Raw genomic sequence first — 15,621 nt, forward strand, 5'->3', positions numbered from 1 at the left:
CTGCGACGTGATCACTCTCACCAGCCCCACATTGGGACATCAATGTCCCATTTTCGGCCAATCGTGCTATTTTTGACGCATGGCTGAGTTGAAATCGTTCGACACTGGCGTGCGGTCGCGCACCCGGAAGGCGATTCTCGATGCCGCCACCGCCGTCCTGGCGACCAACCCCGCGGCGTCCTTGACCGACATCGCCACCGCCGCGAACGTCGGCCGCAGCACTCTGCACCGGTACTTCCCCGAGCGCTCCGAGCTGATCCGCGCCGTCGCGCTGTACGTGCACGAGATGTGCAACACCGCCATCGACAAGGCCGAGCCGGCCTGTGGTCCCCCACTCGCCGCGCTGCGCCGGGTGGTCGAATCCCAGCTGGACCTCGGACCCATCGTGCCCTTCGTCTACAACGAGCCGACCATCGTGGCCGATCCGGAGTTGTCCGCGATCCTCGATACCGGCGACGAGGCGATAGCCGAAGTGCTGGCGCGGGTTTCGGCACGACCGCAGACCAGCCCACCGGAGTGGCCGCGCCTGGTTTTCTGGGCCCTGCTCGACGCCGGATATGAGGCACTGCGCCGGAACATCGCGCCGCGGGTCGAGATCGTCGACGCCATCATGGCCAGCCTGACGGCCGGCACCATCACCCCGGATCAGTCCTGATCCACCTGAATTTGTTTCACCGCAACGTATTTCATGCTGACTTCGGCTTGGACAGCCGCCGCATGAACAGTTAAGGAGCTCTCATGTCCACCAGTCTCGTCACCAAAGAGGTGACGAACCGGACCCCACAACGTCATTGGTGGGCGCTGGCAGTGCTGATGCTGCCCGTGCTGCTCGTCTCCATCGACAACACGGTGCTGGCCTTCGCGCTGCCCCGCATCGCCGAGGACTTCCGCCCGTCGGCCGCCACCCAGTTGTGGCTCGTCGACATCTATTCGCTCGTGCTGGCAACGCTTTTGGTGACCATGGGCAGCCTCGGTGACCGGTTCGGCCGGCGCCGGCTGTTGCTCATCGGCGCCGTCGGGTTCGCCGTCATCTCGGCTGCCGCGGCGTTCGCGCCCAGCGCCGGCTTCCTGGTCGCCGCGCGTGCCGCACTCGCCGTGTTCGGCGCCATGCTGATGCCGTCGACGCTGTCGCTGATCCGCAACATCTTCACCGAGGCCACATCGCGCCGCCTCGCGATCGCCATCTGGGCGTCGTGCTTCGCGGCCGGCTCGGCCCTCGGCCCGATCGTCGGCGGCCTGCTGCTGCAGCACTTCCACTGGGGCGCGGTCTTCATGATCGCCGTGCCGATCCTGCTGCCGCTGCTCGTGTTGGCGCCCAAGCTGGTGCCGGAATCGCGGGACCCGAACCCGGGCCCGGTCGACGCGCTGAGCGTGCTGCTGTCACTGGTGGCCATGCTGCCGATCGTGTGGGCGATCAAGACCTCCGCACACGACGGCATCTCGGCGGTGACGCTGGCGGCCGTCGCCCTGGGCGTCGCTGCGGGCGTCTGGTTCGTGCGTCGGCAGAACAGCAGTGCCACACCGATTCTCGACATGCGGTTGTTCCGGAACGGCCCGTTCACGGCGTCGATCCTGGCCAACTTCCTGTCGATGGTGGGCCTCATCGGGTTCCTGTTCTTCGTGTCGCAGCACCTGCAGCTGGTACTCGGACTGGCCCCGCTGACCGCCGCGCTGGTCATGTTGCCGGGAGCGGCGGCCTCGACCATCGCGGGCATCGCCGTGGTGCGGCTGACCAAGCGGTTCGCGCCGCAGACGCTGATGGTCACCGGTCTGCTGCTGGTGGCCGCCGGCTTCCTGCTCATCGTGCTGTTCCGTCACGACCTGACGATGGTCGGCGTCATCGCGTCGTTCACCGTGCTGGAGCTGGGTGTCGGTGTGTCGCAGACGATCTCGAACGACACCATCGTGGCGTCGGTGCCGTCGGAGAAGGCCGGCGCGGCGTCCGCGGTGTCAGAGACCGCCTACGAGCTGGGCGCGGTGATCGGCACTGCCGGACTGGGCACCATGTTCACCGCGTTCTACCGCGCGAACGTCGAACTGCCGGGCGCCCTGTCGCCCGCCCAGTCGGCCGACGCCGGCGAGAGCATCGGCGGCGCCATCTCGGTGGCTCGGACCCTGCCGACCGAGCTCGGCAACCACCTGATGGAGTCGGCGCGCGTCGCCTTCGATTCGGGGATCGGCGCCACTGCGGCGACAGCCGCGACGCTGGTTCTGATCGCCGCGGCAATCGTGGCCGCCGCCTTCCGCGGCCGGCAGTAGACGCTGAATGCACTGTGGCCCCATCGCCTTTCGGCGGTGGGGCCACAGTCGCGTAGTGAGTTACTTGCTACCGGAATCGCCCTTGGACGCCTTGGGCGCCTTCGGGGCCTTCGGTGCCTTGGTGGCACCCTTGATGGCGCCTGCGATCGACTTCGCGACCTTGGACACGGGGTTCTGCGCCTTCTTGGTCTTGGGCGCGGTGTCCTTGGGCGTCGTCACGGTGTCGGCATCCGTGGTGGCACCCTTGGTGTCCGTCGCCTTGGTGTCGGCATCCTTGGTCGCACCCTTGGCGTCGGCGTCCTTCGCGTCGGCGGCCTTGGTGTCAGCGGCCTTGGTGTCAGCGGCCTTGGTATCGGCAGCCTTGGTATCCGCGGCCTTGACGTCGGCGTCCTTCGCCGCGTCGGTCGCCGGGGCGGTCTCGGTCGAAGTTGCCGCCGCCGCCTTCTTCGTCGTCGTCGCCGTGTCAGCCGCTCCCGCGGCGGAGGACTCCGTGGCCGTCTTCGAGGTCTCGGCTGCCGGCGCCGCCGCCAGGGCGGCAGTTGTCGTTGCGGCAACGGGGACGGTGACGCCGCCCGGTGCGTTCGGGTTGACGTTCAGCGCCGTGATGATCCGGTTGACGATGTACGGGACGGTGCCGGTCTCAAAATCGGTGACATTCTTCTGAATGTTCTGCACGAGGCTCACCACATTGTTGAGCACGCCGTTGTAGATGGTGCCCGGATTGAGGGTCAGCACCGACTGCAGAATGCCCGTCACGCTCTTGACCACCTGCTGCACCACCGGCGTGGTTCCGAGGCACGAGCCGCAGCCGATGCCGACGGTCGAGATGGCCAGGCCGGCGACCAGAGCGGTGACCGAATCCAGCACCGCGGGCACCATGGCCTCCGCCACGGCCAACGGTTGCTGCAGGATGTTCTGCACCGGCCCGTTGATGCCCGTGATCAACTGCAGACCGCCGGGAAGCAGCCCGCCCACCAGCGAGTCGATGGCGCCGTTGACGTTGAGCGTGCCGAGGTTCCCCAGCACGTTGGCGAGGGTTCCCGGCAACGCGCCACCGAGGGTGAACGTCGCGCCGGTGATGTTGCCGATCAACTGCATGCCCTGCTGCACGCCGTAGTTCGCATCGAGCACCACCTGGCGCACCAGCGGGTTCACGCTGGTCTCCACCATGTAGCTGGTTTGCCCGACGGTCTCGGCGAGCGCGTTGTAGATGTTGCCCAGCGCCACGATCGGGTTGACCAATGCCGTCAGATGCACATCGGAAACCTGCACGTGCGAAACCGCAGGCAAGTGAGTTTCGGTCTGCGGCACCACCGGCGCCACAGCAATCACGCTCGCTCCTGCGAGGGCAATGCCCGCAGTGACATACGGCTTCATTGTGAGCTGCATTTGAGTCCTCCCAGTTATCGCGACACCCGTGTGGCGCAGAAATTTACCCCTAGTAGATAGGCATTTTTAACGAACCTACACATTTCCCAGCTAACCAAAATCGACCCGTCAGGAAATTGTCAATTCCGTTAGATTGCTGCCCTGACGAGCAAGTTAGCTGCGCTACCGAAACAGCAAATTGGTCGGGGTGAACCGCCCAAATCGCGACTCGGGCTGTTCATCGCATGACGAGACCCACGTCACACCACGGATTGAGTGGCTTACAAAACACACTGCAAATGGAAAGCGTCGAAAAATTGCAGTTTCAGCAAATTACGCTACGCATAACTTGCGCGCGCGTCAGTCGTAGCCGCGGACGGCGCACGCGGAGCGCACTCCACCGGCCGCGCGTCCACATGGTGAGACGGTGCGTCGGGCCGGACGCGACTGCGGAATTCACGCCGTCGCAGTTTGCCGACGCCGGGCGATCCCGCCGGCCACGGACGTCGCCACGACGGTCAGCAGCGCGCCGAGAATCAGCGCCGACGGCTCGCCCGGACTCAGCAGCTGCTGTTGCGTGCCCAGCGTGGCGGCGGCCACCGGCACGCCCAATTGCGCAGCCGCCAGCACCCCGAGCGACAGCGGCTGGCCGAGGAGCCGGCCGCTGAGGTGCGCGAGCACCGCTCCCACGCCCAGTGCCACACCCAACCCGATCAAGACCGGATGCTCACCCAGCTCCCGTACCTGCAAAGAGGCGCCGAGCCAGACGAAGAACAACGGCGCGAAGAACCCCTCGGTGATGCCGAACAGCTGGCGCGCCAGTCGACGTGGCTCGCCGATCGCCGAAAGGCAAAGGCCCAGCGCAAAACCCGCGAGCATGATCGACACGTGCGTCGACTTCGCCAGCGTCGCCAACCCGAACAGCACGATCAGGCTGATCCGCAGCTCGAGCGCCAGGTGCCGACTGTGCGAGTACTTGTGCATCCGCTTGAGCCACCCACGCTTGGCCTCATACCGCAGGAAGAAGTACAGGAGGACCGTGCATGCGGCGATCGCCAGGACTCCGACCGCCGCGCGCGGGGCGCCCGCCGGATTGATGACCAACGGCAACAGGACGATCGACGCGGCGTCGGCAATCGCGATCTGGGCGGTGACCGACAGCACCGGCGGTCCCGTCAGCCCCAGCGACTGGATGACCGGCAGCGCGAGCGCCGCCGAGGACGACGCCATGAGGACTGCGTACAACGGGGCGTGGCCCGTGCCGAACAGTTGCGTGACGACCACGCCCAACACCGCGGCGAACGCGCCCACCACGACCGCCCGCAAGAGCGCTCTGGGCAGGTCGCCCCGTAATGATCTGTCGCGCACCGGCACATGGGTCCCGACGATGAACATCACCAGTGCAAAGCCGATGTCCGCCAGCAGCATGAACGTCGGGTTGTCCGCGTCGACGATGCCGAAACCGGTGCGCCCCACGACGATTCCGGCAGCGAGTTCGCCGACGATCAAGGGCACCCGCAGCTTCGGCACCGCCGCCAGCAAGGGCCCCACGAGGCCGATGACGGCCACCAACGCGAGGGCATGAAATCCGAAGTCGCCCGCCATCGCCACACCCTAAACGCGGAGGCTCCGGTCGGCGCGTGACGCAGCCAACTCTCAGCAGACTGTTGCGCACCGATAGTTTCCGATATATCGTTAATGCATCGGAGGCGCATCGAGCGCCTCCCGCCGAAAGAGAGAACACATCTATGGAAACCCCATTCACCCCACCCGGCCGCCCGTTCGACGGCGGCCCCTTCAATCGCCCCTCCCACGGAGGTGGCTTCGGCTTCACCCCCGGCGACCGCGCACCGTTCATCGGCCCCGCCGACCGGCGCGCTCGACATGACGAACGCCGCGCAGCCCGTCGCGAGATGCGCGAACAGTTCCGCGACCACGTGCGGGATCACCGCGGCGAAGGCGGCTTCGGCTTCGGGCCGGGCTTCGGCTTCGGCCCCGGCTTCGGCCCCGGCTTCGGTCCGGGCTTCGGCGCCGGCCCCTTCGGACCGGGCGGTCCCCGCGGGCGGCGTCATGGCGGCCGCGGCCGCGGCAGTGGTCGCAGCCGGCGCGGCGATGTCCGGGCCGCGATCCTCAAGCTGCTCACCGAGCGGCCGATGCACGGCTACGAGATGACGCAGGAGATCGCCGCGCGCAGCGACGGTCTGTGGAAGCCCAGCCCGGGCTCGATCTACCCGACCCTGCAACTGCTGGAGGACGAGGGTCTGATCAAGCCCGCCGAAAGTCATGGCAGCAAAAAGACTTTCGAGCTGACCGAGGACGGCCGCACCGCCGCCGACGCCATCGAGACCGCCCCGTGGGAAGAGATCGCCGAAGGCGCCGACCCGGCCGCCTTGAACCTGCGCAACGCGCTCGGGCAGTTGTTCGGCGCCGTCGCACAGTCGGTGCACTCGGCGAATGCCGAACAGCAGCAACGCATCCTGGACATCGTGAACAACGCCCGCCGCGAGATCTACCAGATTCTCGGCGAGTCCGACTAGCGTTAGCCTGGCTGCATGACGACGTACGCGCTCGGTCGGTACCAGGTCCACCGGATCGGATTCGGGGCCATGCAGCTGCCCGGGCCCGGCGTTTTCGGCCCACCACGTGACCACGACCAGGCGCTCGCCGTATTGCGACGCGCGGTCGAACTCGGCGTCAACCACATCGACACCGCGCAGTTCTACGGCCCGGACGTGGCCAACCAGCTGATCCGCGAGGCCCTGCATCCCTATCCGCAGGGCCTCGCGCTGGTCAGCAAGGTCGGTGCCCGCCGCGACGAGACCGGCGGCTGGCTGCCGGCACAGCAGCCCGATGAACTGCGGGCCGCGATCGAGCAGAACCTGGAAACCCTCGGCACCGACCGGCTCGCGGCGGTGAACCTGCGGGTGATGGGCGCCGACGGCGATCCCAGTGCGCCCGGCGATGTCGACCGGGACCTGTTCGACCGCCAGCTCACGGCCATGATCGCCGCCCGCGACGAGGGCCTGATCGACGGCATCGGCCTCAGCAGCATCTCCCTCGAGCATCTCGAGATCGCGCTGCAGCGCACCGACATCGCGTGCGTGCAGAACGCCTACAACCTCCTCGATCGAGCCTCGCAGCCGGTGCTGGACGCCTGCACCGCACGCGGCATCGCGTTCGTCCCGTTCTTCCCGCTGGGATCGGCGTTCAATCCGGAGAACCCGGTGCTCGGCCACCCCGAAATCCGCAAGACGGCAAGCAAACTCGGCCGGACGCCCGCGCAGGTCGCGTTGGCCTGGACCCTGGCCGCGGCACCCAACATGCTGCTCATCCCCGGCACGTCGTCGGTCGCGCATCTCGAGGAGAACCTCGCGGTGGCCGACATCGAGGTACCCGCCACGTTGACCGAGGCCCTCGGATGAGCGCCGACATCGATCGCATGCCGCGCGGCGGCCCGCAGGCGTCATGCCTCGATCGCGCGCTGCAGACCGATCAGCCCGAATACCTCGACCGCGACGACATCGATCCCGCGATCAAGCGCAGCGTGGTGCGCGCGCTGGAGCTCACCGGCAACTGGTTCGGTCTCCACGAACGCTTCGCCTACATCGTCATGGACGAAGTCGCCGAGGTTCCCGATCCGCGCATCCTCGAGCTGGGGGCCGGCCATGGGGGTCTGTCGAAGAAGGTGCTGGAGATGCATCCCACGGCAACCCTCACGGTCACCGACCTCGAGCCGGACTCGGTCGCGGCCATCACCGCCGGTGACCTGGGTTCCGATCCGCGGGTGACGGTGCGCGCCATGGACGCGACGGCCATCGACGCGGCCGACAGTGCTTATGCCCTGGCTGTTTTCGCGTTGTCGTTCCACCATCTACCGCCGTCTGCCGCCGTCCGGGTGCTCGCCGAGGGCACCCGGGTGGCGGACAAGTTGCTCATCATCGACCTGCCCCGGCCACCGTCGCCATTGCACCTGATGCGGCTGGCGGCCATGCTGCCGCTGGCCCCGTTCGTGCCGTTCGTGCACGACGGCGTCATCAGCTCGCTGCGGGCCTACAGTCCGTCCGCACTGCGGGCATTGGCCGACGCAGCAGGCGTCGACATCGAACTGCGCAGCGGCCTGTACTCGCCGCAAATTGCCGTCGCCACCCGGCGGCCGCCCGCGTAGGTTGGACGCATGACCGACTCGTCGAACGAAGTGATGGATTGGGACAGCGTCTACCGGCAGGAGGGCGGTTTCGACGGTCCGCCGCCGTGGAACATCGGCGAGCCGCAGCCTGAACTGGCTGCGCTGATCGACGCCGGTCAGGTCACCGGTGACGTCCTCGACGCGGGCTGTGGCCACGCGGAGCTGGCCCTCGCGCTGGCCGCCGCGGGTCACAACGTGGTGGGCATCGAACTCTCCCCCACCGCGGTTGCCGCCGCGAAACAGGCTGCCGCGGAACGGAATCTGACCAACGCGACATTCGTCGAAGACGACATCACCTCGTTCACCGGATTCGACGGACGATTCGACACCATCATGGACTCGACGTTGTTCCACTCGATTCCGGTCGAGGCCCGCGACGCCTACCAGCAGGCGGTGTTCCGCGCTGCCGCGCCGGGCGCCAAGTACTACATCCTGGTGTTCGCCAAGGGCGCGTTCCCGGCCGAGGCCGAGATGAAGCCCAACGAGGTCACCGAGGACGAGCTGCGTGAAGCCGTCGGCAAGTACTGGGCCATCGACGAAATCCGGCCGGCCTTCATCCACGCCGGTATGGTCGCGCCGCCATCGGTGCCGGGGCAGCCGCCGCTCGAGATGCCGCCGCACGCGCTCGACGAGAAGGGCCGGCTGAAGATGCCGGCGTTCCTGCTCACGGCACACAAGGCCTGACGGTCAGGTCGACGCGGCAGTCAGCGCACCGGCGAAGGACTCCAGTTCGTCGCCGGTGACGTCGACATGCGGCGAGACCCGCAGCACCGGGATCTTCATCTCGAAGGGCGCCCGCTCGATACCGGCCACGGTCGTGACGACATGGTGCTCGGTAATCAGCTTGGTGCGCACCGAGTTCGGGTCGGCGCCGCGCGTCGGCTCCAGCGTGGTGATGGCCGTCGGCTCGTCGACGTCCTCGACCACGCGCCACCCGGGCAGTCCGGCCAGCGCGGTGCGGGTCAGACGGCCCACCTCGGCCAGTCGGGCCCGGACCAGCTCGGGCCCGGCCACCAGATGCTCTTCGAGGGCCTTCGAAAAGGCCACGCGGGCAGCCACATTGGCCTCACCGAGGTCGAGCCGTTTCAGCACCGGTAGCGGTGTCCCCCATTCCGGCAGCGGGATGCGCGGCCGAAGCCGGTGCGACACAGATGAACTGATCGCCAGCACGCCGACGCCGCGCGGCCCGGCCAGCCATTTGCGCGACGACGCGTAGATGACGTCGGGAGCCACCGCGCAGTCCAGATGGCCCAGCGCCTGTGCGGCGTCCACCGCCACCGGCACCCCGATCGCATGGCACGCCGCGACGAACTCCGACAGCGGCTGGGCCACCCCGCGGTGACTGCCGAGTGCCGTCAGATGGGCCAGCGCGGGCGGGTCACCCTGCATCAGCGCGACCGCCACTTCGACGTCGAGCCGCCCCTGGCCGTCGACCGGCAGCTCCCGGACGGTGAATCCGTTGGCTTCCATCACCACCAGATTGGGGCCGTATTCGCCTGGCAGGCAGGCGATGGTCTTGTCGCCGTCCCAACTGCTGAGCAGGAGGTTGAGCGCGTTGTTGGAACCCGTGGTGAACACCACGTCGCCGGCGGCCATCCCGGTCAGCGCGGCCACGGCCGCCCGTCCGCCCTCCAACACGGGTTCCGCGGATTCTGCGGCGACATAGCCGCCGACCTGAGCTTCCAGCCGGGCATGCTGGGCCGCGGCGTCGATGACGGCGAAGCTCTGCCGCGAGCAAGCGGCGTTGTCGAGATGCAGGCCCGCCGGTGTGGGCCGGGCTGCGCGCCACAGGCGCGCGACGGCGGAATCGGCCCCGGTCACGTCCGCAGGTCCGGCTTGACCGCCAGCGACAGCCCGAAATCCCCGGCGGGGTCGGTCCACCAGTCGGTCTGCCGGAGTCCGGCGGCCGCCAACTCGGCCGCGACGCCCTCGGGGCGGAACTTGCACGACACCTCGGTCAACATCTCCTCACCCGCCTCGAACTCCACCGACAGATCCAGCTCGCGTATCTGAACCTGTTGCGCGGCAACAGACCTCAGCCACATCTCGATACGCTCGTGCTCGGTGTTCCATCGTGCCACATGTTCGAAGCGGTCGAGATCGAAATCCGCATCCAGCTCCCGGTTCACCACCGCCAGGACGTTGCGGTTGAACCGCGCGGTGACCCCGGCGCTGTCGTCGTAGGCGGCCACCAACCGGGCGGTGTCCTTCACCAGGTCGGTGCCGAGCAGCAGCGTGTCGCCCGGCCGCATCGCCGCGGCCAGGCTCTCGAGGAACTCCGCCCGCGGGCCGGCCGTCAGGTTGCCGATCGTCGACCCGAGGAACACGATGAGCCGACGGCCCACCACGGGCAGTTCGCCCAGATGCTGCTCGAAATCACCTCGCACGCCGCTGATCTCGACACCCTCGTACTCGTCGGACAACTGCGTGAGCGCGGCGCTGAGTACGTTCTCGTCGACGTCGAACGCCACGAACCGGCGCAGCGCCGCGGCGTCCCGGAACGCGTCGAGCAAGATGCGCGTCTTCTCCGACGTGCCGCTGCCGAGCTCGACGAGGGTGTCCGCGCCGGAGGCCGCCACGATGGCGGCCGCCGCCTCATGCAGGATGTGCGCCTCGGTGCGTGTCGGGTAGTACTCGGGCAGGCGGGTGATCTGATCGAACAGGTCACTGCCGACGGCATCGTAGAACCACTTGGGCGGCAACGATTTCGGCGACTGCGACAGGCCATCCCGGACATCACGCCGCAATGCACGGGGCGCCCAGTCGGCGGCGAGATGGTTGGTCAGCAGCGGTGCCGTCTTGCTCGGTGTCATCGTGGGTCCTCTTCCTCAGGTCAACGGCGTCATCGCGACGCCGGCGGCCGTCACCTCGACGAGGTGACGGTCTGGGATGTCCTGCCAGTCGGGGTGGTCGTCGTAGGGCTCGCTGGCCAGCACGACCCCGTCGGGCCGGCGCAGTATCGACACCGTCTCGCCCCACACGGTGGCCAGCATCCGGGAACCGTTGGCCGCCAGGATGTTCAGCCGCGCCGACGGATCGGACTCCCCGACCCGGCGCACGGTGTCGCCCAGGCTGTCCAGTCCCTCGGCGAAGATGTGCGCGGCCAGGATCGCGCTGTCGACCGTCGATTCCGCGGTTCGCGACACCGGCAGCACCGCCCGGTCGACGATGCCGTTGTGCGACAACAGCCACTCGCCGTCGGTGAACGGCGCCGATGCCGACGGCTCGATGGGCATTCCGACGGTGGCCGAGCGGACGGCGGCCACCACACACGCACTGCGCAGCGCCGGCGCCACCGATGCCAGCGACGCATCGCCCCACAACGGCGCGGCGCTGCGCCAGCGCCGCGGTGTCGCGCCGTCGAAGAAGCCGACACCCCAGCCGTCGGCATTGAGCAACCCGTGCTTCTGCCGTCGGGGTGAATAGGACTGCACCAGAAGCCCGTTCGCCGGTTCCAGGATCAGTGACGACACCGAGACGGGGTTGCCGAGCCAGCCCAGATGACGACACATCAGCCGCGCACCTCGTCAACCGACCAGGCCAGCCGCACGCCGGAGAAGATCTGACGACGGATCGGGTGGTCCCAGTTGCGGAAGCTGGGCCGCAGGATGTCGCCGGCCACGGCCCAGGAACCGCCGCGCAGCACCCGGTAGTCACCGCTGCCGGTGCCCTCGAAGAACGGCTGCGAATAGCGGTCGTAGATCATCGGCGTGAAACCCGGCCACGGGCGCAGCGGTGACGTGGTCCACTCCCAGACATCGCCGAGCAGCTGCTCGGCACCGTAGGCCGAGGCGCCCTCCGGGTAGGCCCCCGCGGGCGCGGGACGCAGCGCGTCGCCGCCGAGATTGGCGAGGTGCGCATCGGGTTCGGCGGCGCCCCAAGGGAATCGGCGCCGTTGTCCGGTCGTGGGATCCCACGCGCAGGCCTTCTCCCACTCCACCTCGGTGGGTAGCCGCGCCCCGGCCCAGGCGGCGTAGGCCTCGGCTTCGTAGAAGCTGACGTGCTGCACGGGCTCGTCGGGCGGCAGCTCCTCGACATGCCCGAACCGGACCCGCGTGGTGCCGTCGGCGTTCCAGAACTGTGGCGCCACCAGACCCGCCTGCTGCCGATGCGCCCAGCCGGCCGCCGACCACCACCGGGGCTGCCGGTAGCCACCGTCGGCGATGAACTCGCGCCATTCGGCGTTGGTGACCGGCACCCGGCCGATCCGGAACGACGGCACGTCGACGACGTGCGCCGGGCCCTCGTTGTCGAGCGCGAAAGGTTCGTCGGCCGCGTCGACACCGAGTACGAACGGTCCGCCGGGTACCAGCACCGAGGTGCCGGCGACCCCGTGACGCCCCCGCGGCAGGACGGCGCCCGGCCCCAACAATGGCGGGCCGCTGCGCAGGTTCAGGGCCTGCAGCATGGTCTCGTCGTGCTGGTTCTCGTGGCTGATCACCAGGGCGAACGGGAACTGGGCAGCGGCCTCGTCCGGCGCCCGGTCAAGGGCGTCAAAGGCTTTCGACCGGATGGTGCGGCAGAAGGCGCGCGCATCGGTCGGCGGCAATAGCGGCAACGACACCCGGCTGGCGCGCGAATGCACGAACGCGTCATACAGACCGTCCACGTCGGGCGGCAGCAGGCCGGGACGGTTCAGGTCGCCGCCGCGCAGCAGCCACAGTTCTTCCTGCTGACCGATGTGCGCGAGGTCCCACACCAGCGGACTCATCAGCGGGTCGTACTGACGCAGCAGTTCGGCGTCGTCGAACTCGACAAGGGCCAGAGTCCGGTCCCGGGCCCTGGTCAGCCCTCGGGCCAACAGCTCGCGCGTACTCACACCCCACCTTTCAGCCGGTCATCACATGCCAACCCGGTGATGGCCGAATCGATTCCGTGAGCGACGACCCGGTCCGCGAAGTCATCGGCCGCGCTGCGCCCTTGCCGTACCTGCCGCAGCAGCCGGTCCATCGAGTCCGCCACATCGGCCGGCGCGGCCTCGGCGGCCGCTTCCACACATCGCACCGCGGCCGCCTGCAGCCGCGGATCGGCCAGGCCCACCCGCGCCGCCTGATCCCATGCGGTGGCAACCGATTCCGTTGCCTCCCAAGCGATCTGCGACAGCCGAGCGTCGTCCAGCAGCGTCACCAGGGTGAACACGACAGCCGGCCACAGGTCGTCGGACACGGCGTCTAGGTAGCGGATCTCCAGCCAGCGCCGCGGCCGGACCGGCGGGAACAGCGTCGTCAGGTGGTAGTCGAGGTCGGCCTCGGTCGGCCGGCGCCCACCGAGCAGCGTGCGCCCGTCCGCCCAGTCGGCGAACGGCACCCATTCGGTGACCGGCTCAGCCTCCGGCGTGTGCACGAGCATCACCGGCGCCTTGAGGGCGTAGCGCGCCCAGTCGTTGGCCGGATCGTCGCCGCTGGCACCGAGAACGGGCCCGCAGCGGGCGGTGTCCAGCTGGCCCCAGATGCGCTGCCGCGTGCTCTGCCATCCGGTGAATTCGCCGCCCAGCATCGGCGAACTCGCCGACACCGCGGTCATGGTGGGGCCGAGCGCGTGGGCAAGCCGGACGCGGTCGGCCCAGCCCTCGCGCGGGCCGGCGTCGACATTGATCTGCAGCGAGGCGGTCGACGTCATCATCGCGGCCCCCGCGGCACCCGTCCCGCCGGCCGCGAAGAACGCCTCCATGGCCCGGTACCGGCCGCCGGGGTTCACCCGGGCCTGTGGCCGGAGCGGGTCCACGCCGACCTGCAGCAGGCCCAGACCACGGCGCCGCAACGACTCCCGGAGCACGGCCTGATCGGCCTGCATCGCCGCGATGGCGGCCCCGGCGCCGTCCATCGGCGGACCCGACAGTTCGATGGCGCCGCCGGGCTCCATGGTGATCGTGCTGCCACCGGGTAGCTGCGGAACGGCCTCGACGGCCTGCGTGAGCTCATCCCAGCCGGGACGCCGCGTCAGGTCGGACAGGTCGAAGCAGTGCGCCTCCAGTTCGAGGCCGACGCGGCCCACCGGTCCGTCCCGCAGGCACCCGCCGCCGGCCAACAGCGCGGCGCTGTACGCGCTCGACAACTCGGGGTATTCGGCGTGCGGACGACACATGGCGGTAGCGGTGCCCATCTGAACATCCCCTTCCGGGACCGGGGGCCTGGCCCCGCATCCGTTGGTTGGTGTTCCCGGACCAAGTCTGCGTTACACAGTCAGACGCGTCCCGAGCATTACCTGTTCGTCCGACGATGCCATGAGGCACCGACAAAAATCTGCGCAATATATGTGCGATGCCTGACTCACCCCGGACATGGTCATTGCCCCAACGCGTTCTGCATGGCTCCGGCCAGCACGTTGACCGCGAGGCCGGCGTTGCCGGATTGGCAGACTTTCGCCTGCAGCAGAACGTTCTCCCGCAGCCGGGTCTGCGCGAAACAGCGGCGATCGGTGCCCGCTTCCTGCTTGACCCACGCCTCGTCCGCCGGGCCGGCCTGCGCGCCCGCGAAGCTCCACACCTCGGTCCGGCCGTCCTCGAGGTGCATCGCGGTGGTCTGGCCCGAGCAGCCGGCGGTCCGGTCGACGACCCGGTGGAACGCCCGTGACGCGGCCTCGGCGGTCGCGAATACACCCACCACCTGCTTGGCCGCGTGGCTGTCATCGGTGGCCGCCGTCTGCGCCACGGCGCCGTTGAACGACGCCAGGTCCGGGTCGCCGTACACCTCGGGCAGTCCGATGTCGGCCCAGTTGTTGCACGCCGGGAGATCGACGAAGAAGCCCTGGAACGGCGCGGTGAAGGTGGACTCCCAGCCCATCGGTGCGCCGACCACATTGCCCACGGATCCCTTGCCCAGTACGGCGTACGACACCACACCCGGATCCGAAGGCCTGGCGGCAGCGGCCGGCGCCAGGGCCAGGGCCGCGGTGACGCAGGCTGTGAACCAGATCGGGCGCGCAGTCATGGCTTCGATGATGCCAGTTGCGGCCCTCTTGTCAGCCGGTCAACCGGGCGGTGGCCCCGGCATCGACCGGCAGGACCGTGCCGGTGATGTGGGTGCTGTCCGGGTGTGCCAGGAACATGACCGCGCGCGTGATCTCCGCGGGCTTCAGGAAGGGCACCGGCTGCAGGTGCAACGACGCGAACACCGATTCCACGTCGGCGAGCGTCGGTTTTTCGAGATCGGGTCGCATGGTTCCGAACAACGCGTCGTTGAAGGTCATCGGGGTTTCGACGTTGCCGGGCGCCACGGCATTGACGGTGATGCCGTACCCGGCCAGATCGTGCGCGGCGACCTTGGTCAGTCCGATGACGCCCCATTTGGAGGCGGCGTACGCGGCCTGCGCGAAGTTTCCGCTGCGGCCCAGCATCGAGGACACCGTGACGATCCGCCCGAACCGGCGCGCGATCATCCCCGGCGCCACCGCGGCGATGGTGTTGAACGTGCCGGTGAGATTGGACCCGATCACTTCGTCCCACTGCGCCGACGGGACATCGGGCAGCATCGCGATCGCACTGACGCCGGCGTTGGTGACAGCGATGTCCACGCGGCCGAGCTCCGACTCGACGCGGGCCACGAACTGCTCCAGCGCACCGCGGTCGGCCGTCGACAGTTTCGCTGTGAGACAACGCCTTCCGGTCGCCTCGACCATCTCGGCGGTGGTGGCCAGATCTGCTTCCGTCGCCAACGGGTATGCGATCTGTTCGTTGTTCTCGCACCGGTCGCAGATGGCGATATCCGCGCCTGCTTCGGCGAGTGCCACCGCGTGCGATCGGCCCATTCCTCTTGCGCCGCCGGTGATCAGCGCAACGCGGCCATCAAAGTCGCCCATACAGCTCCTAT

Annotated in this window: 15 protein-coding genes; 6 read left to right on the plus strand and 9 right to left on the minus strand. The window is 68.6% G+C overall.

Annotation, left to right across the window (positions count from 1 at the left end):
• Positions 1–79 precede the first annotated feature (79 nt).
• Positions 80–655 (plus strand): TetR/AcrR family transcriptional regulator, encoded by a 576-nt coding sequence (locus tag ACZ5IQ_RS26530; protein WP_406774061.1) that lies wholly within the window; start codon positions 80–82, stop codon positions 653–655.
• Positions 656–738: 83 nt separating this feature from the next.
• Positions 739–2,259 carry an efflux MFS transporter LfrA gene (gene lfrA, locus ACZ5IQ_RS26535; protein WP_346415095.1) on the plus strand — a complete coding sequence of 507 codons (1,521 nt, stop codon included), beginning with the start codon at positions 739–741 and terminating at the stop codon, positions 2,257–2,259.
• 60 nt (positions 2,260–2,319) lie between these two features.
• Here lfrA and ACZ5IQ_RS26540 read toward each other — a convergent pair whose 3' ends face one another.
• Both ACZ5IQ_RS26540 and ACZ5IQ_RS26545 read right to left on the minus strand, forming a co-directional pair.
• Positions 2,320–3,591 carry a hypothetical protein gene (locus tag ACZ5IQ_RS26540; RefSeq protein WP_346415096.1) on the minus strand — a complete coding sequence of 424 codons (1,272 nt, stop codon included), beginning with the start codon at positions 3,589–3,591 and terminating at the stop codon, positions 2,320–2,322.
• A 492-nt stretch (positions 3,592–4,083) separates the two neighbouring features.
• Positions 4,084–5,232, minus strand: coding sequence for a cation:proton antiporter (locus ACZ5IQ_RS26545; RefSeq protein ID WP_346415097.1), 1,149 nt, complete (start codon positions 5,230–5,232; stop codon positions 4,084–4,086).
• A gap of 143 nt (positions 5,233–5,375) precedes the next feature.
• Here ACZ5IQ_RS26545 and ACZ5IQ_RS26550 point away from each other — a divergent pair, with 143 nt between their 5' ends.
• From ACZ5IQ_RS26550 to ACZ5IQ_RS26565, 4 genes are read left to right on the plus strand one after another with little or no spacing between them, the layout of a single operon-like run.
• Positions 5,376–6,164, plus strand: coding sequence for a PadR family transcriptional regulator (locus ACZ5IQ_RS26550; protein WP_464480508.1), 789 nt, complete (start codon positions 5,376–5,378; stop codon positions 6,162–6,164).
• Between the two features lie 15 nt (positions 6,165–6,179).
• A complete protein-coding gene (locus ACZ5IQ_RS26555) occupies positions 6,180–7,049 on the plus strand; it encodes an oxidoreductase (RefSeq protein WP_212807348.1) in 870 nt (289 codons plus the stop codon).
• On the plus strand, positions 7,046–7,792 hold the full coding sequence (locus ACZ5IQ_RS26560) for a class I SAM-dependent methyltransferase (protein ID WP_318985367.1): 747 nt from the start codon (positions 7,046–7,048) through the stop codon (positions 7,790–7,792). Before ACZ5IQ_RS26555 ends, ACZ5IQ_RS26560 begins: the two co-directional genes overlap by 4 nt.
• A gap of 9 nt (positions 7,793–7,801) precedes the next feature.
• Positions 7,802–8,497, plus strand: a complete 696-nt coding sequence (locus tag ACZ5IQ_RS26565; RefSeq protein ID WP_212807349.1) for a class I SAM-dependent methyltransferase — start codon at positions 7,802–7,804, stop codon at positions 8,495–8,497.
• A 3-nt stretch (positions 8,498–8,500) separates the two neighbouring features.
• Here the strand turns inward: ACZ5IQ_RS26565 and egtE are convergent, their stop codons facing one another.
• The 7 genes from egtE to ACZ5IQ_RS26600 all read right to left on the minus strand — a co-directional run bounded on the left by egtE (position 8,501) and on the right by ACZ5IQ_RS26600 (position 15,610).
• A complete protein-coding gene (egtE, locus tag ACZ5IQ_RS26570; RefSeq protein ID WP_212807350.1) occupies positions 8,501–9,634 on the minus strand; it encodes an ergothioneine biosynthesis PLP-dependent enzyme EgtE in 1,134 nt (377 codons plus the stop codon).
• The gene (egtD, locus tag ACZ5IQ_RS26575; protein WP_212807351.1) at positions 9,631–10,626 is read right to left on the minus strand and encodes an L-histidine N(alpha)-methyltransferase; all 996 of its coding nucleotides are present in this window, start codon (positions 10,624–10,626) and stop codon (positions 9,631–9,633) included. The genes egtE and egtD overlap by 4 nt, the downstream gene beginning before the upstream one ends.
• Positions 10,627–10,641: 15 nt before the next feature.
• Positions 10,642–11,325: an ergothioneine biosynthesis protein EgtC gene (gene egtC / locus ACZ5IQ_RS26580; RefSeq protein WP_346415098.1), complete on the minus strand. Its 684-nt coding sequence runs from the start codon at positions 11,323–11,325 to the stop codon at positions 10,642–10,644.
• Positions 11,325–12,632, minus strand: coding sequence for an ergothioneine biosynthesis protein EgtB (gene egtB / locus ACZ5IQ_RS26585; protein WP_346415099.1), 1,308 nt, complete (start codon positions 12,630–12,632; stop codon positions 11,325–11,327). Before egtB ends, egtC begins: the two co-directional genes overlap by 1 nt.
• On the minus strand, positions 12,629–13,915 hold the full coding sequence (egtA, locus tag ACZ5IQ_RS26590) for an ergothioneine biosynthesis glutamate--cysteine ligase EgtA (protein WP_346415100.1): 1,287 nt from the start codon (positions 13,913–13,915) through the stop codon (positions 12,629–12,631). Before egtA ends, egtB begins: the two co-directional genes overlap by 4 nt.
• A gap of 182 nt (positions 13,916–14,097) precedes the next feature.
• Complete coding sequence (locus ACZ5IQ_RS26595) at positions 14,098–14,742, minus strand: sensor domain-containing protein (protein WP_346415101.1); 645 nt, start codon at positions 14,740–14,742, stop codon at positions 14,098–14,100.
• A gap of 31 nt (positions 14,743–14,773) precedes the next feature.
• Positions 14,774–15,610, minus strand: a complete 837-nt coding sequence (locus tag ACZ5IQ_RS26600) for a mycofactocin-coupled SDR family oxidoreductase (protein ID WP_346415102.1) — start codon at positions 15,608–15,610, stop codon at positions 14,774–14,776.
• Between the last annotated feature and the right edge of the window lie 11 nt (positions 15,611–15,621).

The sequence above is a fragment of the Mycobacterium toneyamaense genome, assembly GCF_055384815.1.